The sequence below is a fragment of the Paraburkholderia sp. JPY419 genome, from assembly GCF_050435705.1.
GTDB lineage: Bacteria > Pseudomonadota > Gammaproteobacteria > Burkholderiales > Burkholderiaceae > Paraburkholderia > Paraburkholderia youngii.
This window is the reverse complement of record NZ_JBNDKV010000001.1, coordinates 306,686-328,802: the sequence shown is the minus strand read 5'-3', so window position 1 is coordinate 328,802 and position 22,117 is coordinate 306,686. Positions and strand designations below refer to the sequence as shown.

The 22,117-nt window shown below is 63.1% G+C and carries 22 protein-coding genes and 2 pseudogenes; 10 read left to right on the top strand and 14 right to left on the bottom strand.

The window, feature by feature from the left end; genetic code table 11:
* Window positions 1-25 precede the first annotated feature (25 nt).
* Genes QFZ91_RS01590 through QFZ91_RS01560 form a run of 7 tightly spaced genes read left to right on the top strand, consistent with a single transcriptional unit; the run spans window position 26 to window position 7,839 of the window.
* Complete coding sequence (locus QFZ91_RS01590; protein ID WP_429565991.1) at window positions 26-628, top strand: D-glycero-alpha-D-manno-heptose-1,7-bisphosphate 7-phosphatase; 603 nt, start codon at window positions 26-28, stop codon at window positions 626-628.
* Window positions 625-1,866 (top strand): lipopolysaccharide heptosyltransferase II, encoded by a 1,242-nt coding sequence (waaF, locus tag QFZ91_RS01585; RefSeq protein WP_429565990.1) that lies wholly within the window; start codon window positions 625-627, stop codon window positions 1,864-1,866. Before QFZ91_RS01590 ends, waaF begins: the two co-directional genes overlap by 4 nt.
* Before the next feature lie 22 nt (window positions 1,867-1,888).
* Window positions 1,889-3,634, top strand: a complete 1,746-nt coding sequence (locus QFZ91_RS01580) for a carbamoyltransferase family protein (protein WP_429565989.1) — start codon at window positions 1,889-1,891, stop codon at window positions 3,632-3,634.
* Window positions 3,631-4,710: a glycosyltransferase gene (locus tag QFZ91_RS01575; protein WP_429565988.1), complete on the top strand. Its 1,080-nt coding sequence runs from the start codon at window positions 3,631-3,633 to the stop codon at window positions 4,708-4,710. The genes QFZ91_RS01580 and QFZ91_RS01575 overlap by 4 nt, the downstream gene beginning before the upstream one ends.
* A complete protein-coding gene (locus QFZ91_RS01570; protein ID WP_176380533.1) occupies window positions 4,707-5,846 on the top strand; it encodes a glycosyltransferase family 9 protein in 1,140 nt (379 codons plus the stop codon). Before QFZ91_RS01575 ends, QFZ91_RS01570 begins: the two co-directional genes overlap by 4 nt.
* A complete protein-coding gene (locus tag QFZ91_RS01565; RefSeq protein ID WP_176380532.1) occupies window positions 5,836-6,792 on the top strand; it encodes a glycosyltransferase family 4 protein in 957 nt (318 codons plus the stop codon). Before QFZ91_RS01570 ends, QFZ91_RS01565 begins: the two co-directional genes overlap by 11 nt.
* A gap of 51 nt (window positions 6,793-6,843) precedes the next feature.
* Window positions 6,844-7,839, top strand: coding sequence for a UDP-glucuronic acid decarboxylase family protein (locus QFZ91_RS01560; protein WP_176123652.1), 996 nt, complete (start codon window positions 6,844-6,846; stop codon window positions 7,837-7,839).
* Between the two features lie 105 nt (window positions 7,840-7,944).
* Here the strand turns inward: QFZ91_RS01560 and QFZ91_RS01555 are convergent, their stop codons facing one another.
* The 9 genes and pseudogenes from QFZ91_RS01555 to QFZ91_RS01515 form a co-directional block, all read right to left on the bottom strand.
* Window positions 7,945-8,208 (bottom strand): hypothetical protein, encoded by a 264-nt coding sequence (locus tag QFZ91_RS01555; protein ID WP_429565987.1) that lies wholly within the window; start codon window positions 8,206-8,208, stop codon window positions 7,945-7,947.
* Window positions 8,209-8,461: 253 nt separating this feature from the next.
* A complete protein-coding gene (locus QFZ91_RS01550) occupies window positions 8,462-9,073 on the bottom strand; it encodes a recombinase family protein (protein ID WP_176123654.1) in 612 nt (203 codons plus the stop codon).
* A gap of 72 nt (window positions 9,074-9,145) precedes the next feature.
* Window positions 9,146-9,268, bottom strand: a complete 123-nt coding sequence (locus tag QFZ91_RS01545; protein ID WP_013094087.1) for a hypothetical protein — start codon at window positions 9,266-9,268, stop codon at window positions 9,146-9,148.
* Between the two features lie 386 nt (window positions 9,269-9,654).
* Complete coding sequence (metE, locus tag QFZ91_RS01540; RefSeq protein ID WP_429565986.1) at window positions 9,655-11,949, bottom strand: 5-methyltetrahydropteroyltriglutamate--homocysteine S-methyltransferase; 2,295 nt, start codon at window positions 11,947-11,949, stop codon at window positions 9,655-9,657.
* Window positions 11,950-12,145: 196 nt separating this feature from the next.
* The gene (locus tag QFZ91_RS01535; protein WP_429565985.1) at window positions 12,146-12,499 is read right to left on the bottom strand and encodes a DUF1428 domain-containing protein; all 354 of its coding nucleotides are present in this window, start codon (window positions 12,497-12,499) and stop codon (window positions 12,146-12,148) included.
* Window positions 12,500-12,598: 99 nt separating this feature from the next.
* Window positions 12,599-13,024: pseudogene (locus QFZ91_RS01530) on the bottom strand (ABC transporter ATP-binding protein); the annotation flags it as partial.
* Entirely contained in the window at window positions 13,015-13,323 is a 309-nt protein-coding gene (locus QFZ91_RS01525) for a hypothetical protein (protein ID WP_429565984.1), read from the bottom strand. The gene QFZ91_RS01525 and the pseudogene QFZ91_RS01530, both read right to left, overlap by 10 nt.
* Window positions 13,310-13,681: pseudogene (locus tag QFZ91_RS01520) on the bottom strand (carbohydrate ABC transporter permease); the annotation flags it as partial. The pseudogene QFZ91_RS01520 and the gene QFZ91_RS01525, both read right to left, overlap by 14 nt.
* A 12-nt stretch (window positions 13,682-13,693) precedes the next feature.
* Entirely contained in the window at window positions 13,694-13,867 is a 174-nt protein-coding gene (locus tag QFZ91_RS01515) for a hypothetical protein (RefSeq protein WP_429565983.1), read from the bottom strand.
* Between the two features lie 448 nt (window positions 13,868-14,315).
* Here QFZ91_RS01515 and QFZ91_RS01510 point away from each other — a divergent pair, with 448 nt between their 5' ends.
* The gene (locus QFZ91_RS01510) at window positions 14,316-15,833 is read left to right on the top strand and encodes an MmgE/PrpD family protein (protein WP_429565982.1); all 1,518 of its coding nucleotides are present in this window, start codon (window positions 14,316-14,318) and stop codon (window positions 15,831-15,833) included.
* A gap of 133 nt (window positions 15,834-15,966) precedes the next feature.
* Here QFZ91_RS01510 and QFZ91_RS01505 read toward each other — a convergent pair whose 3' ends face one another.
* The 5 genes from QFZ91_RS01505 to QFZ91_RS01485 all read right to left on the bottom strand — a co-directional run bounded on the left by QFZ91_RS01505 (window position 15,967) and on the right by QFZ91_RS01485 (window position 19,871).
* Window positions 15,967-16,578, bottom strand: a complete 612-nt coding sequence (locus QFZ91_RS01505) for a LysE family translocator (RefSeq protein WP_429565981.1) — start codon at window positions 16,576-16,578, stop codon at window positions 15,967-15,969.
* Window positions 16,579-16,760: 182 nt separating this feature from the next.
* Window positions 16,761-17,579 carry an AraC family transcriptional regulator gene (locus QFZ91_RS01500; RefSeq protein WP_429565980.1) on the bottom strand — a complete coding sequence of 273 codons (819 nt, stop codon included), beginning with the start codon at window positions 17,577-17,579 and terminating at the stop codon, window positions 16,761-16,763.
* A gap of 152 nt (window positions 17,580-17,731) precedes the next feature.
* Window positions 17,732-18,328, bottom strand: a complete 597-nt coding sequence (locus tag QFZ91_RS01495; RefSeq protein ID WP_429565979.1) for an NADPH-dependent F420 reductase — start codon at window positions 18,326-18,328, stop codon at window positions 17,732-17,734.
* Between the two features lie 27 nt (window positions 18,329-18,355).
* Window positions 18,356-19,123, bottom strand: a complete 768-nt coding sequence (locus QFZ91_RS01490; RefSeq protein ID WP_184228024.1) for an SDR family NAD(P)-dependent oxidoreductase — start codon at window positions 19,121-19,123, stop codon at window positions 18,356-18,358.
* Between the two features lie 13 nt (window positions 19,124-19,136).
* Complete coding sequence (locus QFZ91_RS01485; protein ID WP_429565978.1) at window positions 19,137-19,871, bottom strand: SDR family NAD(P)-dependent oxidoreductase; 735 nt, start codon at window positions 19,869-19,871, stop codon at window positions 19,137-19,139.
* A 106-nt stretch (window positions 19,872-19,977) separates the two neighbouring features.
* Here QFZ91_RS01485 and QFZ91_RS01480 point away from each other — a divergent pair, with 106 nt between their 5' ends.
* A complete protein-coding gene (locus tag QFZ91_RS01480) occupies window positions 19,978-20,904 on the top strand; it encodes a LysR family transcriptional regulator (protein WP_429565977.1) in 927 nt (308 codons plus the stop codon).
* Between the two features lie 79 nt (window positions 20,905-20,983).
* Complete coding sequence (locus QFZ91_RS01475) at window positions 20,984-22,111, top strand: aldo/keto reductase (RefSeq protein WP_429565976.1); 1,128 nt, start codon at window positions 20,984-20,986, stop codon at window positions 22,109-22,111.
* The last annotated feature ends 6 nt before the right edge of the window (window positions 22,112-22,117 follow it).

The window sequence follows — 22,117 nt, the reverse complement described above, 5'->3', positions numbered from 1 at the left end:
ACGCTCGCAAATACCACCAACCATCATGACGGTACCCGCTGTGTTCATCGACAAGGACGGCACGCTGCTCGAAGACGTGCCCTACAACGCCGATCCCGCGCTGATGCGCTTCGCGCCTGGCGCGCGCGAGGCGCTCGCGCTGCTCGCCGCCTACCCTTATGCGCTGTTCTTGATCAGCAATCAGTCCGGCATCGCGCTTGGCAAGTTCGAAGACAAAGCGCTGTTCGCGGTCGAAAGCCGGCTGCGGCAGATGTTCGCCGAGTGCGGCGCCACGCTCGCCGGCGCGTACTGGTGTCCGCATCATCCCGAAGGCAGCGTCGAGCGTTACGCGATCGTCTGCGACTGCCGCAAGCCCGCGCCCGGCATGCTGCTGCGCGCCGCCAAAGAACATGAACTCGATCTCGCGCATAGCTGGTTCGTCGGCGACATTCTCGACGACGTCGAAGCAGGCAATCGCGCCGGCTGTCGCACGATCCTGCTCGACAACGGCCACGAGACCGAATGGCGGACCGGCCCGCAGCGCACGCCGAATGCGCGCGCGGCCGATCTGCACGAGGCCGCGCAACGCGTCGTGTTGAACGGCGTGCCGCCGGGCAGCGCGGCACGCCGCAAGGAGGCGCCGCGGTGAACGCACCTCTGCCACTGGCGCCGCCCACGCTCGCTCATGCGCGCGTGCCCGATACGTCGCAGCCGGTGTGCTGGGGCGACGACGTCAAACGGATTCTGTGTGTGCGTCTCGACAATCTCGGTGACGTGCTGATGACGACCCCCGCGCTGCACGCGCTGCGCGAGTCCGCCGGAGATCGCCATCTCACGCTGCTCGCGTCGCGCAGCGGCGTCGCGCTCGCGCCGTTTCTCGACGACGTCGACGACGTGATCGAATACGACGCGCCGTGGGTCGCGCCCGCGTCGAACGTGACGCGCGATCTGCTCGACGATCATCGGATGCAGCAGCGGCTGAAGCGCGGCTGCTTCGACGCGGCGGTGATTTTCACCGTGTATAGCCAGAGCCCGTTGCCGGCCGCGATGCTGTGCTATCTCGCGGGGATTCCGCGCCGCCTCGCGCATTGCCGCGAGAATCCGTACGCGCTGTTGACCGACTGGCTGCGCGAACCGGAGCCGCAGCAGCGCACGCGGCACGAGGTGCAACGCCAGCTCGATCTGGTGCGCCACGTCGGCGCCCAGTCGAGCGACACCGCCATGCGTTTTCGCGTGCCGCCCGCCGCGCGCCGGTCGCTGGACTCGAAACTGAGGACCCTCGGCATCTCCCGCCACGACGAGTGCATCGTGCTGCATCCAGGCGCGACCGCCGCGTCGCGCCGCTATCCGCCCGAGCGCTTCGGTGAAGTCGCGACACGGCTCGCGCGCGAAACCGGCGCCGCCGTGCTGTTGACCGGCGGCGCGAGCGAGCGAGCGCTCGTCGAGGCCGTGATGCGCGCCGCTGCTCCAGACGTGTGCGCGCAGCTATATGACCTGAGCGGTGCACTGACGCTCGCCGAGCTCGCCGCGCTGCTCGAACGCGCAAGCGTGCTCGTCTCCAACAACAGCGGCCCCGTCCATGTCGCGTCCGCGCTCGGCACGCCGGTCGTCGATCTCTACGCGCTGACCAACCCGCAGCACACGCCGTGGCAAACGCCGCAACGCGTGCTGTACCGCGACGTCGAATGCCGCTGGTGCTATCGCAGCGTGTGTCCGCACGGGCATCACGCTTGCCTGCTCGGTGTTCCGATCGAAGAAGTCGTGCACGCGGCACTCGAATTGCGGCACGCGCATGCGCATGCGCCGCGTCGTGGCGCAGCCGAGCGCGCGGGCCGCAGCGATGACACGAGCACGCCGTCGCTGACGGATCAGCCAACCATCCCCTGAACCCACTGCCACTGCTAACGCCATGTACACACTCGGAATCAATGCGGTCTATCACGACAGCGCGGCCGCGCTGCTGCGTGACGGCGTAGTGCTCGCCGCCGCCGAAGACGAACGCTTCACGCACGTCAAACACGCGAAACGTCCGGTGCCGTTCTCGACCTGGCAGCTACCGTTCGACGCTATCGACTACTGCCTGAAAGCCGCCGGCATCACGCTCGCCGACATCGATCACGTCGCTTACTCGTACGACCCCGCGCTGTTCGGCGGCATGCCGAAGAAGCCGGGCGCGACGATCGAGTTGCCGTTCGATCCGGCCGGCACGCGTCCGGACAACCCGTCCGCGTCGCCGTGGGACCCGCTGTTTCTCAGCTATATCGCAAACGCGAAGGGCCAGTTGCTCGACGGCGCGCCGCATCATCTGCGCAAGCGGTTCCAGGGCGTGGATCGCGAGCACGGCTTCGCCTGGCACTTCGTCGAGCACCATCTCGCGCACGAGGCGAGCGCGTTTCTCGCCGCGCCGTTCGACGACACCGCCGTGCTGACGATGGACGGCCGCGGCGAAGGCGTGACGACCAGCATGGGGCAATTCGTCGGCGGCGAGTACACGCGGCTGAAACAGGTCGAGCTGCCGCACTCGCTCGGCTTGTTGTACGAAGCGGTGACCGACTGGCTCGGCTTCCTGCACTCGTCGGACGAGTACAAGGTGATGGCGCTCGCGTCGTACGGCAAGCCGGCCTACGTCGACGTGTTTCGCGAGATCGTCAAGTACCGCCAGGACGGCAGCTATACCGTCGATGCGCCGCGTCTGACCGAGCGCTTCGGTCCCGCGCGCGAACGCGGTGGTCCACTCGGGCAACGCCACTTCGATATCGCCAATTCGTTGCAGCGCGTGCTCGAGGAGACCGTGCTGGAACTCGCGCACTGGCTGCATCGGCAGACCGGCTTGAGCCGGCTGTGCATGGCGGGCGGCGTCGCGCTGAACTGCGTGATGAACTCGAAGGTGCGCGACGCGGGGCCGTTCAGCGAAGTGTGGGTGCAGCCGGCGGCCGGCGACGCCGGCACCGCGCTCGGCGCGGCGCTGTGGACCGACTATCGCGAGCGCGCGGCGCGCGGCGACCGCGAGCGTCGCTGGAAAATGGACCACGCGTACCTCGGGCCGGAATTCAGCGAAGCGGAAATCGAGCAGTTCCTGCGCTGGTCGAAAGTGCCGTACCGGCGCCTCGACGATATCGCCGGTGAGACCGCCGATCTGCTCGCGCAAGGCAAGGTGATCGGCTGGTATCAGGGCCGCACCGAATTCGGGCCGCGCGCGCTCGGAGCGCGCTCGATCCTCGCGTCGCCGATCGATCCGCACATGCAGGCGAAGCTCAACGAGATCAAGGATCGCGAAGACTTCCGCCCGGTCGCGCCGGTCGTGATCGAAGAGGAGGCAAACGAATGGTTCGTGAACGGCCAAACCGCGCCGTTCATGCTGTTCATCTTCGACGTGCGCGCCGACAAAGCCGCGCGTATTCCGGCCGTGCGGCATGTGGACGGCACCGCGCGCGTGCAGACCATCAACCGCGCGCAGCACCCGCTGTACTACGACCTGCTGGCCGCGTTCAAGCAGCTCACTGGCGTGCCGATTCTCGTCAATACGTCGTTCAACACGCGCGGCGAGCCGATGGTGAATTCGCCGCGCGACGCGGTCGAGTCGTTCTGGACTTCGCCGCTCGACGCGCTCGTGATCGGCCCGTTCCTCGTCGATAAGGCGGGGAGCCGCGTATGAACGCGTCGGTCATGTGTCCGGCGCCACTGCATGGCGGCGTGGCCGCGCGCTACAGCAGTGAGGATGCCGAGGAAACCGGCCGCACGCTGCGCACGCCGTCGTGGCCCGACGTGTCGGTGGTCGTGCCCACCTATCGCCGTCCCCAGATGCTCGCGAACTGCCTCGACGCGCTGTGCGCGCAGCAGTTCGCGCCGCATCGCTACGAGATCGTGGTCTGCGACGACGGTCCAGACGACGCCACGCGCGCCTGCGTCGAACGGTTCGCGCGCGAGCAGGCGCCGCGCGGATTGGAGGTGCACTACCTGCCGGTCACGCGCACCCAGGGTCCGGCCGGCGCGCGCAACGCGGGCTGGCAGTATGCGCGCGCGTCGCTGATCGCCTTCACCGACGACGACACGCTGCCCGATCCGCACTGGCTGACGGCCGGCGTCGCGGCGCTCGCTTCCGGCGCCACGGCGGCCGCCGGCAGGATCGTCGTGCCGCTGCCCGAGCTGCCGACCGATTACGAAGCGGACGCGAGCGGCCTCGCGAGCGCCGAGTTCGCGACCGCGAACGTGTTCGTGACGCGCGCGGCGCTCGTCGCGACCGGCGGCTTCGACGAACGTTTCACGTCGGCGTGGCGCGAGGATTCGGACCTGCAGTTCACGCTGCTTACCGCCGGCGGCCAGATCGTGCACGCCCGCGACGCGGTGGTCGTGCATCCGGTGCGGCCCGCGCGTTGGGGCGTCAGCATCGCGCAGCAGAAAAAGAGCCAATTCGATGCGCTGCTTTACCGCAAGCATCCCGAACTGTTTCGAACGCGCATCGGCTCGCGGCCACCGCTGCTGTATTACGCGATTCTCGCTGCCGCGTTGCTCGCGATCGGCGGCGGGTTCGCGGATCTGCCGATTCTCGCGGGCGCGGGTGCGATCGCGTGGTGCTGCTTGACCGGCTATTTCTGCGCGCGTCGGCTGCGCGGGCGCAATCACGGCTGGCGCCACGTCGCCGAAATGATCTGGACGTCCATTCTGATTCCGTTCCTGTCGATCTACTGGCGGCTCTATGGCGCCATCCGTTTCAAGGTGTTCTTTCCATGACCGTACCCTCGCTGCTGGCGGCGCTCGCGCCGCGCCGTATCGTCGTGTTTCGCGCGCTGCAGCTCGGCGACATGCTGTGCGCGGTGCCCGCGCTGCGCGCGCTGCGCGCCGCCGCCCCCGCTGCGCATATCGCGCTGATCGGACTGCCGTGGGCGCGCGCGTTCGTCGAGCGCTATGCGGCGCTCGTCGACGAGCTGATCGTGTTTCCGGGCGCCGTCGGTTTTCCGGAGCAGCCCGAAACGGACGATGGTTTGCCCGCGTTCTTCGCGCGCATGCGCGACCGGGGTTTCGATCTGGCGATCCAGCTGCACGGCAGCGGCGGCGTCGCCAACGATCTGCTGCATCGACTCGGCGCGCGTGCCGATGCCGGCTTCGTGCAGCCCGATGAGACCACGCGCGAAGGCTGCTTCATCGATTGGCCGGATGCGCTGCCCGAGCCAGAGCGCTATCTCGCGTTGATGAGCGCACTCGGTGCGCCGGTACACGACCGGCGCCTGACATTTCCGCTCACCGGGCCCGACCTCGATGAGTTTGCCGCGCTGCGCGCGTATCACGGCATCGAAGACGAGCGGCTCGTGCTGATTCACCCCGGCTCGCAATTGCCGTCGCGCCGCTGGCCCGCCGAGCGCTTCGCCGCCGTCGCCGACCACCTCGCAGCCGACGGCTGGCAGATCGCGATCACCGGCACGGCCGCCGAGGCGCCGCTGACCTGCGCGGTGCTCGGCGCGATGAGCGCGCCCGCGCTGCATCTGGCCGGTGCAACGTCGCTCGGCGGGCTCGCGGCGCTGACGGCGCATGCGCGGCTCGTGGTTTGCAACGACACCGGCATCTCGCACATCGCCGCGGCGATGGCGACTGCGTCGGTCGTGATCGCGTGCGGCAGCGACACGCGGCGCTGGGCGCCGCTCGATCATGCGCGGCATCGCGTGCTGGCCGACTATCCGGCGTGCCGGCCGTGCATGTTCCGCGACTGCCCGTATGGCCATCCATGCGCGCTGAACATCGGCGTCGATGAGGTGGTCGAGACCGCCCGCGAGCAGCTTGCGCGCGCACCGGGCGCGCAAGCTGGCGCGCCCGGTAGCCTGCATGAGGGAACCGTTTCACTGTTTTTCGAGGATCTGCACCATGCTGCGTAATTGCCGCCGACTGCGTGTGTTGACCTGGCACGTGCACGGCAACTACATGTACTACTTGAGCCAGACGCCGCACGATTTCTATCTGGTGACGAAACCGGGTCATCCGCCCGGTTACGCCGGCAAGGTCGGCGTCTTGCCGTGGGGCGATAACGTGCACGAGATCGCGATCGACGACGTCGCCAATCACGAGTTCGACGTGGTGCTGTACCAGCATCGCACGCACTGGGAATACGACCGCGAGCACGTGCTGAGCGCCGCGCAGCGACTTCTGCCGCGCGTCTACGTCGAGCACGATCCGCCGCAGGAAAACGCGTTCGAGCAATGGCATTGGGTCGACGATCCCGGCACGCTGCTGGTGCACGTCACGCACTTCAACCGGCTGATGTGGGACTGCGGCGTCACGCCTACACGGGTGATCGAACACGGCGTCGTGGTACCCGACGGCGTGCGTTACAGCGGCGAACTGCAGCGCGGCATCGTGGTAGTCAATCATCTCGCGCAGCGCGGCCGGCGGCTCGGCGCGGACATCTTCAGCGAAACGCGCACGCGCGTGCCGCTCGATCTCGTGGGCATGGACGCGCAGCGGCTCGACGGCATCGGCGAAATCGGCAATCTCGATCTGGCCTCGTTCAGCGCGCGCTACCGCTTCTTTTTCAATCCGATCCGCTGGACCAGCCTCGGCCTCGCGATCGTCGAGGCGATGACGATCGGCATGCCGATCGTCGGTCTCGCGACCACCGAGCTCGCGACAGTGATCCGTAACGGCGAAAACGGCTTCGTGCATACCGACGTCGATGCGCTCGTCGACGCGATGCTCGGGCTGCTGCGCGATCCGGACGAAGCGCGGCGGCTCGGCGAAGGCGCGCGGCGCACCGCGCTGGAGCGCTTTCATATCGACCGTTTCGCGCAGGACTGGCACGACGCGCTGCTGCACGTCACCGCGTGACGCCACGCCGCTTCTCAACGCCCATGCGCTCCAACCACAGGATCACGCACCATGAAAGAACTCACCCGCAAGCGCATTCTGGTCACCGGCGGCGCCGGCTTTCTCGGCTCGCATCTGTGCGAACGGCTCGTCGCGCAGGGGCACGACGTGCTGTGCGTCGACAACTTCTACACCGGCACGAAGGACAACATCGCGCATCTGCTCGATTGTGCGAACTTCGAGCTGATGCGTCACGACGTGACGTTCCCGCTGTATGTGGAAGTCGATGAAATCTATAACCTCGCGTGCCCCGCGTCGCCGATTCACTACCAGTACGATCCGGTGCAGACCACGAAGACCAGCGTGCATGGCGCGATCAATATGCTCGGGCTGGCCAAGCGCGTGAAAGCGCGGATTTTCCAGGCATCGACGAGCGAAGTGTATGGCGACGCGCTCGTGCATCCGCAGAAGGAAAACTATTGGGGTCACGTGAATCCGATCGGTCCGCGCTCGTGCTACGACGAAGGCAAGCGCTGCGCGGAAACGCTATTCATGGACTATCGCCGCCAGCATGGTCTGTCGATCCGCATCGCGCGCATCTTCAACACCTACGGCCCGCGCATGCATCCGTCCGACGGCCGCGTGGTGTCGAACTTCATGATGCAGGCGCTGCGCGGCGAACCGCTGACCGTCTATGGCGACGGCACGCAGACGCGCTCGTTCTGCTATGTCGACGATATGATCGATGCCTTCATCCTGCTGATGAACAGCGCCGACGATCCGGGCGGTCCGGTCAACCTCGGCAATCCGCACGAAGTGTCGATGCGCGAGATCGCGCAGCGCATCGTCGCGGTGACCGGCTCCGCTTCGCCGCTCGAAACGCAGCCGCTGCCGGCCGACGACCCGTGGCACCGGCAGCCGGACATCTCGCTGGCCATCAAACTGCTCGGCTGGCAGCCCGGCATGTCGCTCGATGAAGGGCTGCTGCGCACCGCGCATTATTTCCGCGCGCGCATCGAGGCGAGTCGGCCGATGCCGCCGCAGCAGGTGGGGGAACGAGTCTCGTGACGCGTTAAAAAAGAAGCGACCGCGAAGGTCGCTCGGGGAGCAGTGCCACGGAGGCCGCTCAAAAGCCATGCCGCGAAGGGCGTGCGGGCTATGGCATTGGGTTCATCAGGAACGGAGGGTGGACTCCGCGTCGCTGATCAGCACCGTCATCGGTCCCGCGCTCAACGCGGCCGAGATGATCGCGAGGCGTTCGGCCGGGCAATCGACCAGATCGACGCTCAGCGACTCGCGTCCGCCCGCGGTGTTCACGTGCGCGGACCAGCCGCACACGTGCGCATGGTGTTCGATCAGGCTCTTCCAGACTGCGACGACTCGGAGTGATCCCGGGCTTGCATAAACAGTCAGACGTTTCACGTTCATGGCTTTCATACGGCATCGCGCCGCGCCTCGGGTTCGGATCGCAAGGTTTGACAATGTGGTGTGTAGGTTGAGGTTAGACGTGTGAACTTTCAAAGCAAAGCATATGCCTCTGTCCGTAACTGATCTGTTACGGACAGCAGCTTGTGCGCGCCGTGCCAAGGCAATTTAGCGCTTTCCGCCAATCGGTTCTGCGAAACGCGCCAGGCGGATGCCCGAGCGGCGATGCGGTAAGAACGATACGAAAGAAATCGGCAGGTATTTTCTACATGGCTGGCGTGTCCGCGCGAATGCGCATCACGGTCTGGCGCGAAGTGCCGAAGCGTCGCGCGACTTCGCTGACCGACTGTCCTCTGCCGAGGGATTGCAGCACGCGTTGGCGCTGTTGCTCGGACAGCGACGGCGGCCTGCCCGTGTGTTTGCCGCTCGCGCGAACGGCCGCGAGACTATCGCGGCTACGCAGGCTGCGGCACGCGGCATCAAGCCGCACCAGCGCGCGCAGCGCCTTCACCGCCGAAGGCTCGGGACGTCCGGCCAGATCGGTATGGCCGACCTCGACGCAACGCAGCGCCACGCCGGCCTTCCGGCACTGCATAACGGTGGCGAGAATGTCGCGTGCATTGCAGCCGAGCGCGGCCAGCTCGAGCACGACGAGCGTATCTCGCGGCGCGAGGCGCCGGATCAGACTCTGCAGTTCGGGGCGTTCGCGCCCCTGTGTGTAGGTCGGCAGATCCTCGACCACGAGCCGCGCGAGCGTGACCATGTAGCCCGCCTTGTCGAGCCGGATCAGCGCCTGCTCGTGGCGAACCGCATCGTGCGCGCCGAATAGATAGATATGTAGTTTTTCCACGTCGCCTTCGTAGTCGCGATCCGCCATTCGCGGCGCTATTGCACCCGGAATCCCGTTAGTTCGAGCGACGACGCTTGCACAGGTCGTCGCTCAACGCGCTCAGGGCTGCCGCTGGCCGCCCTGATGCGTCGGAGGAGTCTGGTTCTGTTGCTGCTGTCCGCTGTCTCGGCCGGGTTGCGCCGGGTTCGACGGCTGGCGATTCGAATTCTTGTCCGAGGTCATAAAGTTCTCCTGGGTGAGATTGCCGATGACCGTGGCTAACCGCGGCCATCGTGACCGACCCGCAATCGGCGTTCCCGGTCGCTGCGCCGCCGCGTGAGACCGTTCGGCGCGGGCATGCAGGTGCTTGGCTATGACGCTTTTGCTGTCGACGCAAGCGACCCGGTGGAGGAATTTGGAAAGTGTATCAATCGCGTTGAGCGTCTAATACGGTTGGCGTGCGTAATTGGCGCGATTAAACGGTGATTGTGTGTGGGCAGTGGACCCGCGGCATATGGTGGGCAAGCAATCTGCCTGGCGCAAAGGAATGTAGCGCCCTGCTCAAAGCTGGGCGCACGAGACGATCCAGATCCAGCCCGCCGCGAGGAAAGCGACGGCTCGCTCGCCCTTTACTGAACCTGGCTGCGCAGCGTCTTCGCGGCGGCAACCATGTTCGTCAGCGCCGGAATCACTTCAGCCCACTGGCGTGTCTTCAGGCCACAGTCCGGGTTCACCCATAGACGCTGTGCTGGAATGCGTTCCGCCGCCTTTTGCATCAATTGCACGATGTGCTGCTGCGTGGGGATGTTCGGCGAGTGAATGTCGTAGACGCCCGGGCCGATCTCGTTCGGGTAGTTGAAGTCGTCGAACGCGGCGAGCAGCTCCATGTCCGAGCGCGAGGTCTCGATCGTGATGACGTCCGCATCCATGCCGGCGATCGACGCGATGATGTCGTTGAACTCGGAATAGCACATATGCGTGTGGATCTGCGTTTCGTCGCGCACGCCGTTCGCGGTGATCCGGAACGACTCGACCGCCCAGCGCAGATACTCACCCCATTGCGCGCGGCGCAGCGGCAAGCCCTCGCGCAGCGCGGCTTCGTCGATCTGCACGACGCGTACACCGGCCTTTTCCAGGTCGAGCACTTCTTCGCGAATCGCCAGCGCGAGCTGGTAGCACGACACCGAACGCGGCTGGTCGTCGCGCACGAACGACCAGTTCAGAATCGTCACGGGGCCGGTCAGCATGCCCTTCATCGGCTTGTTCGTCAGCGACTGCGCGTAGCTGATCCATTCGACCGTCATTGCGCGCGGACGGCTGATGTCGCCGAACAGGATGGGCGGCTTCACGCAGCGCGAACCGTACGACTGCACCCAGCCGAACTGGCTGAACGCGTAGCCGTCGAGTTGCTCGCCGAAGTATTCGACCATGTCGTTGCGTTCGGCTTCGCCATGCACGAGCACGTCGAGACCGAGCGCTTCCTGTTCGCGCACGCTGCGCTCGATTTCCCGCCGCATCGCGTCCCGATAGCCTGCCTGATCGAGCGCGCCGCTCCTGAACTGGCTACGAGCGTGGCGGATTTCCACCGTTTGCGGGAACGAGCCGATCGTCGTGGTCGGGTATGCGGGTAGTTCGAGCAGCGCGGCCTGCTTCGCCGCGCGCTCGGCATAGGCGTGCTGGCGATTGCCGAGATTGGCGTCGATGCGCGCGAGCGCGGCCTTCACCGCCGGGTTGTTCACGCGCGGCGACTCACGGCGCGCGGCAACCGCGGCGGCATTGGCGGCGAGTTCATTGGCGACCTTATCGCGGCCACCGTTCAGTGCGGTGGCGAGCACCTTCAGCTCGTCGAGTTTTTGCAGCGCGAACGCGAGCCAGGAGCGGATTTCCGCATCGAGCTTCTCTTCGCTCGCGAGATCGACCGGCACGTGCAGCAGCGAGCACGACGGCGCGAGCCACAAGCGCTCGCCGAGTTGGCGCGCGAGCGGCGCGAGCCAATCGAGCGCGGCGTTCAGGTCGGTCTTCCAGATGTTGCGGCCATTGATCGCGCCGACCGACAGCACGCTGTGCGCGGGCAGTTGACGCGCGGCCAACGCGATTTCTTCGCGTGCGTTGATTGCGTCGATATGCAGACCGTCGACGGGCAAGCCGCACGCAAGTTCGAGGTTCTCTTTCAGCTGGCCGAAGTAGGTAGCGAGCAGCAGCTTGACGCCGCGTTCCTCGAAGCCTTGATACGCGGTCACGAACGCGTCGCGCCATGCCGGATCGAGTTCGGTGACGAGCACCGGCTCGTCGATCTGCACCCACTCGACATCCATCACCTTGAAATAGTCGAGCAGCGCGCGATAGACGGGCATGATGCGAGCCAACAGCGCGAGTTTGTCGGAGTCGTCCTTCGCCTTGCCCAGCCATAGATACGTGATCGGGCCAATGATCACCGGCTTCGCCTTGACGCCCTGCTCGCGCGCTTCACGCAGCTGTTCGAGGAAGCTGGACGTGTCGAGGTTGAACGTCGTATCGGCGGTGAATTCGGGGACGATGTAGTGGTAGTTGGTATCGAACCACTTCGTCATTTCGCCGGCCGCGACGCCGCCGCAGCAGGCGGCGTGCTCTTCGGCACCCTGCGCCGAACGGCCGCGCGCGACGCGGAAGTAGTTGTCGAGCCTGTCGCCATGAAAGCCCTGCACGCGTGCCGGCAGATTGCCGAGGGTGAAGCTCATGTCCAGCACCTGGTCGTAGAACGCGAAATCGCCGACCGGTGCGAGATCGAGCTCGCTCTGGTCATCCCAGTGACGCGCGCGTAGTTGCGCGCCTAGCGCCTTCAGTTCCTCGCGCGACGATTCGCCCTTCCAGTAGCGTTCGAGGCCGAACTTCAGTTCGCGTTTTGCGCCGATGCGCGGGAAGCCGAGATTATGTGTCGTGACCATGGAGGCTGCCTTCCGATGAAAAAATGCAAGGAACGATGTAAGGATTGGCAGCCATGATAGGGGCTTCGTTCCATGACGAAAAATGGAATTATTTCATTTATCCATTAGTTTTGTTCATTCAAGTTGTCGGGCGCTCGGATCGGGTCGCGGCGTCGGGTCGCGTCTCAACGCGAACCGACGCCATGTTTTTCTGCCATCACGCGTCGACAATCGTTTCGAAACCGCCATAAATGAGCCGCTGGCCGTCAAAAGGCATTGGATCTTTATCTGGTTGCAGCCGCGGGTCGGCCATTACCGCGTTCATTCCTTCGTCTCGCGACTGGCGCGACGGCCAGACAACCCAGGAGAACACCACTGTCTCATCATCCTTGCGCTTGACCGCCATTGGAAACGACGTCACCTTGCCTTCCGGCACGTCATCTCCCCAGCATTCGACCACCTTCAACGCGCCGTGCTCCTTGAAGACGGCCGCCGCTCTTTCGGCGAACTGTCTGTAAACTTCGCGGTTGGCTGTAGGCACGGGGACAACAAATCCATCGACGTAAGTCATTCGGAAACTCCTTTTTCCCATACGGACTATAGGTGCGGTCGGCAGCGCATCGCAACACGACCGCCCATACGTACGACGAGCGGGGAGTCAAGAAATCGACAATAGTCGGCCCATCGCGACGCGCTGTCTTTGTCCACCCGATAACTGGCGCGGCAGGCGTTCAAGCAGCGGGGTCAGTCCAAGGCTCTGCGCGACGTCGTTCACGCGTGCCGCCATCTCTGCCTTGGACGCGCCTTTCAATTGCAGAGAAAACGCAAGATTGTGCGCGACAGTCATATGCGCATAAAGCGCGTAATTCTGGAACACCATCGCGATGTTGCGATCTTTCGGCGCGAACTCGTTGATCGATTGATCGCCCAGCATGATGTCGCCTTCTGTGACCGACTCCAGTCCACCGATCATCCGCAGCAAGGCAGATTTCCCGCAGCCCGACGGACCGACGAGCGCCACGAATTCTCCTTCGGCGATTTCGAAATCGATGCCGCGAATGGCCTCGTCCGCAACGTTCACAAACGCTACGACAATACGAAGCTGCTATGAAAGAGACCTCTGAAGGCATCGAGCGTCGGCTTGAAGAGCAGGCCGTCGTCGAAGATCGTGTCAGCGGGACGCAACGCCAGTTGCACGAGCCACAAAAACGGAAACAGCAGCACCACAAGTAGCGCAACGACTACCACCTCGCGTGCATGGCGTTGCAACGCCGCGCCCAACCGATACATCCGCGTGCCGTTGCGGCGGCGGCCGACTGGTGCCGTGTGTCCGTCTTTGCGCAGTCCAGGTGCCCCGGGCAGATCGCGATTGATCGAAGTACTAGTTTGCGGCATGGCTATTCCATCCGAGTTTGCCGATCAGCCAGCTCAGCAGAAAGACATCGACGAGGACGACCGTCGCGAGCGCGCTCCCGTAGCCCCAGTAAGAGAAATTGAACGCCTCGATGAAGCTGTAGTAGTTGGTGACTTCCGTTACGATGCCGGGATCGCCGTTGGTCAACACATAGATCAATGGGAACGCCTTGAAGCTGTCGATGAGCCGGAACGATCCGCAGACCACCAGCACCGGACGCAGGTATGGCAGCACGATATAGCGAAACAATTGCCAGCGCCCCGCGCCATCGAGGCTCGCCGCTTCGAGCGGATCGTCGGGAAGGGTCTGCAATGTGGCCAGCACCATTAGCATCGTGAACGGGAACCATTGTCACGTGTCGGCGGCGGCGACTGCCCACAGCGCGGTAGACGGATTCGCGATCAACGAACTCACCGGATAACCGGCCGACTCCAGCACACGATGCAGTGGGCTGATATCCGGCGAATAGAGGATCTTCCAGATCAGCGCAGCGACAATGGGCCATCCAGTGAGACATCCAGGCACGCATCGCCGAAGCGCTGGTCCGCAATTGCGACCGGGTCTCGGCCAACCGCCGCAAACCGCTTCATGCGGCTCACATAAGAAACGCGGCCAGATCGGTCGCTGGTCGCTCTGCGCTGCCAGACCGCGATATCACCGTGAAGCTCGTTCAAGTAGAAATCGTCGAACCGCCCTTCCGTCCGCCTGACACGCTCGCGATTCTTGCCCAAGGTCGGGGATTTACCTATTTCCGTCATTGGTCCGCAGGTGCAACATCGCATTACATTGCATAACATTCATGTATACGAAAGAGCCGTCTAAATGCACATACTAAAATGAAGGCGTGACGCTGCTGGTCGCACCCGCGCCGCTGCTATGTTGGGCCTGAATACACGGTAGTGGATTTGCGTTTATCGTCCGTAATGATCGAGAGGCGGAGGCACTGTTCACCGGCCCCGTTTCAGAAAACAAAATGACCAAACTAGATCGCAGATCATTTATCCAGACCTCAATTGCATCGGTCGGCGGATTGATGCTGACTCCTGCGTCCGCCTACGCGGATGCGACGGTGGCACAGAAGCCTCCAGCGCAGAGCCCCGCTGGTCCGGATGACATCGTTGCCCTTGCAGACTATTGTTTGCAGACCACCTATGACAACCTGCCGAGCGCGGTGATTGCCATAACCAAGAATCAGATTCTGGACACAGTGGGCGCGGCGCTAGGGGGCACCAATGAGCCAGGAGCCAACGAGATACGCGAGTTCACCATCGATATGGCCGGTAAGCGCGAAGCCGCAATCTGGGGTACCAGCATTCAGGTTCCCGCCCAGGATGCTGCTCGCGTCAATGCAATCATGGCTGACGCTCTCGACTATGACGATACCTATGAGCGGTCTTTCATGCACCCCTCGGTCATCACGATTCCGGCCGCCTTAGCCGTGACCGATATGCTCGGCAATGTCAGCGGCAGGGATCTAATTACGGCTACGGCTTTGGGCGTGGACCTTGCCTGTCGATTGGCCAATTCGGCACAGCCTGGCGTCGATGCGTTCATTGTGGGCTGGCACAACACTAGTCTTTATGGATATTTCGCTTCAACTTTTGTCGCAGGTAAGCTGATGGGGTTGACGCGTGATCAATTGGTATCCGCACTGGGTATTGCATTTCATCAAGCTTCGGGTAATTCCCAGGCACATCTGGACGGTGCATTGACGAAGCGTATGGGCGCTGGCTTCGCTTCCTATGCCGGCGTAATGGCTGCGCGTCTATCTCAGCGGGGCGTCCAAGGAGCCAAAAATATTCTGGAAGGTCGCCGTGGCTTTTATTATCAGTTTCACGGTAACAAGTATTCGCGCGATTTCCTCTTTGAGGGACTAGGAAGTACTTTTGCCGCGACCGAGGTCTCGTTCAAACCATGGCCGTCGTGCCGTGGTAGTCATACGGCGGTGGATGCAGCGCTGACTATGTTTGCAGAGAACAAAATTGAAGCTCCCGATGTGGAAAGCATCACCATCTACAATGGCCCGGGCGAATATCTGCTTCTCGATTTTCCGCTTGGCAAAAAGCAGAACCTAACATCTGTCGTGGACGCGCAATTCAGCAATCCTTGGGTTGTGGCGTGCGCGCTGGTGGACCATAAGGTCGGATTCGAACATTTCACTACGGCAGCGATCCGGCGCCCTGATCTGCTGGCAATGGTCAAACGCATCAACACGATGGAAGACAAAAGCCTGGCACGTCCGGGCGGCGGACCTGGTGCTACACGCCTTGACGTTTCTCTGAAAGATGGCCGGACGTTTACCAAAACGGTGGCGTTTGCCAAAGGCGAACCCAAGAATCCAATGTCGCCCATCGAGTTCCGTCAAAAATTTCTCGATTGCACGAAAAAGGCGGGAATGAGTAGTGCGCAAGCCCAAGCGTTGATGGCCGACATTCAACAACTGGAGACCCTGCCAAAGGCCAAGACCTTGACCACAGCAATGGCCTTGTAGCCGCGATCCTGCAGGGGATTATATGGGCGGATTTACTAATCCGGCTCTAAGGAATCGCGTCTTCCTCATCGTCGAACGGAATACATGCCAATACCGGGCATCCGAACGTCCACGCCGTGCCGGGATAGGCGGCCTACCGCTGCACCAAGGCTAGCTTGACCCCGACTCCGACGAACGCGGCCGCAAAGCTCCGGCGCATCCACTTGAGAACATCGGGGCGCGAAAGAATGCGGTCACGGACCCTCGCCGCGAAGACGCCGGATGCCATGAAAACGACGAACGTCATCGCCATGAAGACGAGCGATAGTTCCAGCATGCGAAGCGCAGGCTGGTTTTCGCCGCGATCGATGAATTGCGGCAGGAACGCGAAGAAGAAGATCGAGAGTTTGGGGTTGAGAATATTCACGAGGATCGCGTGCAAGATTACATCCCGGTCGGTGCGGGCGGGGCTGTCGAACGTGATCTTCAACGGTCCTTTTTCCTCGAGTGTTTCCCATGCAATGAAGAGCAGGTAGGCGACGCCCGCATATTTGATCGCTGAGAACGCGACAGCGCTCGCATGCAGGAGCGCTGCCAGACCAGTGATCGCCGCCACCATGTGCGGCAGGATGCCGAACGTACAGCCCAATGCTGCGACGATTGCTGCACGCGCTCCACGAGACAAACCAGCGCCCACTGTGACGAGTGCGCCGGTTCCGGGCGAAGCTACGACAATCAGCGACGTGACCAGAAATTCGATGCTCATGGCCTCTCCGTCGTGGATGCGCAAAACCAGAGCACACATTCGACGCGCGTTGGAATATCGCGGCGAAAATAGGGGAAAAGGAAAAATAGCAAGATCGTGCCTCACGCCGGGGAAAGAGATTGAGCCTCGATTCTCGGCGTCGGCGGTCCGACGGTCTTGAACAAAATTGCAGGCGTAGGCGGTCAGCCGGCTCCGGTGGCGTACGCACCAGGTGTCATGCCAAAACTACGGACGAACAGCCGCGTCATATGGCTCTGATCGGAGAAACCGCTCTGCGCGGCAGCTTCGGCGAGCCGCGCGCCATGACGGATCAACTGACGTGCGTGATGAATGCGGCGCTGCAGGATGTAGGCGTGGGGCGTGAGGCCGGTCGCTTTCGCGAAAGCGCGCAGGAACTGATAGCGGCTCAGCCCGGCTTCGTCTGCGAGTGCCGTGAGCGTCACCATCCCTGGGGGATCGTCATCGATCAGGGCGCGGGCCGAAGCGATTCCGGCTGGAATGCACCGATGTGTGGCGGATGCGGGCTGGAGCAAGCTAGCTAGCACAAGCAGCAAGGTCTCGTCTGCCCTGAGTCCGTTCGGGTCTGCAATCTTGCCAGTCATTGCGCGAAATAGCTGGCCGAATTGCGCTGCGAGTCGTCGGTCACTGACTTTTGGTTGGCTGAACTCGCAAGTCGCTCCTTTGCGGCCTTCCGTAATGTCCGCGGCCAGCTCGGCAACGATTGCGGGGTCGAGATACAGCATTCGCCATGAGCGCCCGCCGTCGCCGATCGGTGCCCCGTCATGCACTTCACCAGGGTTGACAGTGATTACGTCACCCGCACTGGCTTCGACGAGACCACGGCCGCTCGTCGATTTCTGTGCGCCGCGCTCGATCAGACCCACACCAAACTGCTCATGGGTGTGGCGGCCAAAGACGAGCGTGGTGTCCGCTTCCACAGCTTCGATACCGCTTCTTTCGCAGATCAACAGCCTAAATTTGGTGCGTTTCATTTCGCTCATGACCTCCGGGTCTCGTCGCACCCACCCACGTTGCCAGTGCGAGTCATGTCATATCATGTATCCAACTGCCTGGACAGGGACCATGTCAATGGCCATCATGGCTCCGGCAATCGGCCACTCGATTCAGCAAAATATCCGGAAACCGTTGGTCATCAGTCGAACGTGATCAAGTCCTTGAAGATCAGTCGTCCCCAGTTATTTCCGCGCGCGTGCACAAGCAGTCCACCCTCCGAAAGCCCGCCAAGTTGGATTGGCGCGAAACCGAGTTTTTCCGCAAGCGCACCAATATCCGCTGCGGCGCCGTCATCATCGCTCGCGACGAACACGACTCTCCTGCCACCCTGCACGGCCGGGTCCTGGCCGAGGACGGCCGCAGCCAGATGATTGAAGCCTTTCACCAGCCTGGCTCCGGTGAACGCGTTCGCGACGAAAGCTGACGACGGAAGACCGTCGAGTTCCTCGGGCGGGGAGAACGTGTTCATCACGTCGACGATGATCTTTCCCTTCCAGTTGGGCAGCGCCTTCGCGACCTCCGCGTATGACTCGAAACGAACAGCCAAAAAGATGATGTCCGCCTTGACGGCTTCCGCCAGGGTTTTGGGAATGATCGTAGGTCCGATCGCTGCTGCATCGGAAGCAAAGCTTGCCGGGTCGCGCGTGGTTGCAACGGATACTTCGATGCCGTTGCCGGCGAACGCCCTGGCAAGTGCGTGGCCGATCTTGCCGAAGCCAATGATTGCATAACTCATATGTTTCTCCATCGTTTCCCGGCGGGCTCAGAGCTTGTAGCCGCCGCTCGCTTCAATCGTTTGGCCGGTCACCCAATGGCCTTCATCGGAGGCGAGGAACGCCACGACGGCCGCGATTTCTGAAGGCTCGCCAAAGCGGCCCAGCGCGATTTGGGCCTCGACCGCCTTGACGAGTTCGGGATTCGCCCGAAAATCGGCGTTCGCATCCGTTCGCGTGAAGCCCGGCGCTACGGCGTTCGCTGTGATGCCACGCGGCCCGAGCTCGATTGCGAGCGTATGGGTCAGGGTGTTGATCGCCGCTTTCGCCATCGAGTACACGGGCGCAGCCGTCACGGGCTTCGTGGCGGCTGCGGAAGAAATGTTGATGATGCGTCCACCATCGGCGAGTCGATCGAGAGCGGCCTGGATGATGAAGAACGGCGCGCGGGCGTAGACCGCCATCAGGGTGTCCCAACTCTCCGGCGTCGCGTCCTTGAAGCCAACCCAGCCGGAATTGCCAGCGTTGTTGACCAGAATGTCGAGGGCCTTGCTTCCGTTGCGCTTGATGAACTCGTCGTCGAGTCTCTCGAACAAGGCCGGCACGCTCGCCGGATCAACGAGATCCGCATGGATCGCGAACGCGCTGCCTTGCGCTTTCTCGATGGCCGCGATCGCCTCGTCCGCGCTGGATTTGCTGGCGTTGTAGGTTAGCGCGACTGTCGCACCATCCTTTGCAAGACGTTCGGCGATGGCGCGGCCAATGCCTCGTGATGCCCCGGTAACGAGAGCTGTTTTGCCCTTTAGAGGTTGTGTCATCTGATTTTTCTCCTCAGAGTTGTGCCAAGCCGCCGTCAACGGCGACCTCGCTGGCGGTCATGAAGCTGCTGTCCGACGACGCAAGAAAGGCGGCGACCGCCCCGATCTCCACCGGATCGGCCATACGCTGGAGCGGCGTCATCCCTCCGTAGGCCTTCTGGCCCTCTTCGCCTAGCGCCTCCTTCGCTAGTTCGGTCGCCGTCGCCCCGGGCGACAGCACGTTTATCCGGATGCCAGTGCCCTTCAGGTCTTCCGCCCAACTCCGGGCAAGATTGCGCACCGCTGCCTTGCTCGCGCTGTAGGCCGTGAACCCCGGGGCTCCTGTGGTGCCAGCGCTCGATCCGGTCAGGATGATCGAACCGCCTGAGCCCATCAGCGGCAGCGCCTTCTGGACCGTGAAGATTGTCCCCTTCACATTGGTGTCGAAGGTGTCGTCAATGTGCTGGCCGGTGATCTGTCCGAGCGGAAGCGGGCTTCCCGTCCCCGCATTGGCGAAGACGATGTCCAGGGTTCCGCGCTCGGCCTTCACCGCCGCGTAGAGCCGGTCGAGGTCGGCCAGATCGGTGACCGAGCCCTTCACCGCGCGTGCATTGGGCCCGAGGGCGGCCACAGCGGCGTCGAGCGCTTCCTGCCGGCGGCCGAAGACGAAGACGAACGCGCCCTCCTCGATGAAGCGCTGAGCCGCAGCGCGGCCGATACCGGTAGCGCCGCCGGTGATCACGGCGGTCTTTCCCTTCAGTCTGTTCATGTCATGCATCCTTCGAAACGAAAGCGACAAACAGGATTCTGCGGCTCTTGATTCATGAAGCCAATTGACTAAATATGCATATTTCCCATCTAGTTTTCAGATAGCTATGCTCGACAACGTCACGATCAATCAACTTCGGGCCTTCGTCGCCGTGTGTGATCAGGGAAGCTTTTCCGGGGCTGCACGGGAGCTGAGGCGTGCACAGTCGGCGATCAGTCACGCGATCAGCGCTCTCGAGAGCGCCTTCGATGTGCCGCTGTTCGAGCGCAACACTCGCAAAGCGACGCTGACGGCTGCTGGCCGCAGCCTCCTGCCTGATGCTCGCGGTGTGATCTCGCGCACCGAGGAAATGAAGATGCGTGCGGTTGCCATTGCTGAAGCTGGGGTCCCACAGGTCTCGGTTGCCGTGGATAGCTACTTTCCACGTGCGCACCTGATCGAATGCCTGCGCACCTTGCAGGCGGACTTTCCAACGGTTGCAATCAATCTGCGCATGACGACCATGCAGGACGGCGAGCGTTTGGTTCGCGAAGGCATGTGCGCGTTGGCGGTGACGATCACGGACGTGCCGGAGCTGAGCCCCGGCACCATAGAAAGGCAGCATCTATGTGACGCGCAAATGGTGACCGTCTGTGGGCCATCCCATCCGCTCGCCTCAATCGCGGGGCCAATCCCGCGGGAGGAATTTGGCCGGCACATCCAGCTCGTCGTAACCGACAATCAGCCCGATGCGGAAAAGACCCAACAGGGGGTCGCCAGTGAACGCCAGTGGCGGGTGAATGACCTCGGCGCGAAGCACGATCTGCTCAGAGGAAGCTTGTGCTGGGGGCACATGCCGCGCCATCTGGTCGAGGAAGACCTCTTGAAGGGGACACTTGTCGAACTCCAACGGCGCGCATGGCACATGCGCCCCCTCACGTTCATGATCTCGCAGCGGCGCGGCTACTCGTTTTCCGAATGCGAGGCACGGCTGGTCGAACTTCTCGGCAATCGTGATCCTTCGCAAACGGTGGGAAGACCGAGGCCAGCGTAACGCGCGGCCGCTGTCGACAGCGACACAAGAAACGGGCGCACAATAATGCGTCGCTTACCTGGCCCCGGAGGAAACAATTATGTCGCTCGATCGCTATACCCTGCTCGGTCGTTCCGGCCTGCGCGTGAGCCCGATGTCGCTCGGCACGATGACGTTCGGCACCGAATGGGGCTGGGGCGCCGACGAAGCAACGGCGCAGCGGCTCTTCGATCTATACGTCGACGCAGGCGGCAACTTCATTGACACGGCTGACCTTTACACGGAAGGCACGAGCGAGCAATGGGTCGGCCGCTTCACAGCGGCGCGCGCGATGCGCGAGCGACTCGTGATCGCGACGAAATACTCGTACAACGCGCAGCCCGGCAACCCGAACGCGGGCGGCAACCACCGGAAGAACCTGCTTCGGGCGCTCGAAGGCTCGCTCAGGCGGCTCGGCACAGACTACATCGATCTCTATTACCTGCACACGTGGGACCGCATGACGCCCGCCGACGAAGTGATGCGCGCGATGGACGACGCCGTCAGCGCTGGCAAGATCCGTTACGTCGGCCTCTCTGACGTGCCAGCGTGGTATGCGGGTCGGGCGCAGACGCTCGCGGACTGGCGCGGTTTCGAACCGGTCGCTGCAATGCAGTTGGAATACTCGATGATAGAACGCAACCCGGAACACGAGTTCGCGGACCTTGCTACACACCTCGGCATGGGGCTCGTGGCGTGGAGCCCGCTTGGCATGGGCGTGCTGTCGGGCAAATACCGTCCGTCGCAAGACGCCCAAAACCAGGCCGCTGTAACGGGCAGTGGTCGCCTGCAGACGCTAGGTACCGCGCCGCCGCCCGGATTCGACAAGCTATCTGCGCGCAACTTTTCGATCGTCGCCGAGCTGGAGGCAGTCGCGCACGCTGCGAATCGGCCGATGGCCCAGGTCGCCCTGAACTGGCTGTATCAGAAACGGGGGGTTGCGAGCATCGTCGTCGGCGCGACGAAGGCCGCGCAGCTCGAACAATCGCTCGGTGCACTCGACTTCGTGCTGGCGCCCGAGTTGATTGCCAGGCTCGACGCGGCTTCGGAGCCGCCCCACCCGTTCCCGTACTACATGTTCGCGGATGGTCATCAGGCACGCATTCATGGACAGGTCGATGTGGCCGCACAACCGCCGAATCATGCCGACTTTCAGCGAGTACCCGCGCCGCAGCCCACCGGGAAGTGAGCAGCA

Excerpts from the sequence above, each read along its gene's own strand:
- QFZ91_RS01500 (WP_429565980.1), bottom strand. The coding sequence starts at position 17,579 with ATGAGCGAAATGAAACGCACCAAATTTAGGCTGTTGATCTGCGAAAGA.
- QFZ91_RS01560 (WP_176123652.1), top strand. The coding sequence starts at position 6,844 with ATGAAAGAACTCACCCGCAAGCGCATTCTGGTCACCGGCGGCGCCGGC.
- QFZ91_RS01575 (WP_429565988.1), top strand. The coding sequence starts at position 3,631 with ATGAACGCGTCGGTCATGTGTCCGGCGCCACTGCATGGCGGCGTGGCC.
- QFZ91_RS01580 (WP_429565989.1), top strand. The coding sequence starts at position 1,889 with ATGTACACACTCGGAATCAATGCGGTCTATCACGACAGCGCGGCCGCG.
- QFZ91_RS01475 (WP_429565976.1), top strand. The coding sequence starts at position 20,984 with ATGTCGCTCGATCGCTATACCCTGCTCGGTCGTTCCGGCCTGCGCGTG.
- QFZ91_RS01505 (WP_429565981.1), bottom strand. The coding sequence starts at position 16,578 with ATGAGCATCGAATTTCTGGTCACGTCGCTGATTGTCGTAGCTTCGCCC.
- QFZ91_RS01525 (WP_429565984.1), bottom strand. The coding sequence starts at position 13,323 with ATGCCGCAAACTAGTACTTCGATCAATCGCGATCTGCCCGGGGCACCT.
- QFZ91_RS01490 (WP_184228024.1), bottom strand. The coding sequence starts at position 19,123 with ATGACACAACCTCTAAAGGGCAAAACAGCTCTCGTTACCGGGGCATCA.
- QFZ91_RS01565 (WP_176380532.1), top strand. The coding sequence starts at position 5,836 with ATGCTGCGTAATTGCCGCCGACTGCGTGTGTTGACCTGGCACGTGCAC.
- QFZ91_RS01570 (WP_176380533.1), top strand. The coding sequence starts at position 4,707 with ATGACCGTACCCTCGCTGCTGGCGGCGCTCGCGCCGCGCCGTATCGTC.
- QFZ91_RS01545 (WP_013094087.1), bottom strand. The coding sequence starts at position 9,268 with ATGACCTCGGACAAGAATTCGAATCGCCAGCCGTCGAACCCGGCGCAA.
- metE (WP_429565986.1), bottom strand. The coding sequence starts at position 11,949 with ATGGTCACGACACATAATCTCGGCTTCCCGCGCATCGGCGCAAAACGC.
- QFZ91_RS01550 (WP_176123654.1), bottom strand. The coding sequence starts at position 9,073 with ATGGCGGATCGCGACTACGAAGGCGACGTGGAAAAACTACATATCTAT.
- QFZ91_RS01495 (WP_429565979.1), bottom strand. The coding sequence starts at position 18,328 with ATGAGTTATGCAATCATTGGCTTCGGCAAGATCGGCCACGCACTTGCC.
- QFZ91_RS01510 (WP_429565982.1), top strand. The coding sequence starts at position 14,316 with ATGACCAAACTAGATCGCAGATCATTTATCCAGACCTCAATTGCATCG.
- QFZ91_RS01555 (WP_429565987.1), bottom strand. The coding sequence starts at position 8,208 with ATGAAAGCCATGAACGTGAAACGTCTGACTGTTTATGCAAGCCCGGGA.
- QFZ91_RS01590 (WP_429565991.1), top strand. The coding sequence starts at position 26 with ATGACGGTACCCGCTGTGTTCATCGACAAGGACGGCACGCTGCTCGAA.
- QFZ91_RS01535 (WP_429565985.1), bottom strand. The coding sequence starts at position 12,499 with ATGACTTACGTCGATGGATTTGTTGTCCCCGTGCCTACAGCCAACCGC.
- QFZ91_RS01480 (WP_429565977.1), top strand. The coding sequence starts at position 19,978 with ATGCTCGACAACGTCACGATCAATCAACTTCGGGCCTTCGTCGCCGTG.
- QFZ91_RS01485 (WP_429565978.1), bottom strand. The coding sequence starts at position 19,871 with ATGAACAGACTGAAGGGAAAGACCGCCGTGATCACCGGCGGCGCTACC.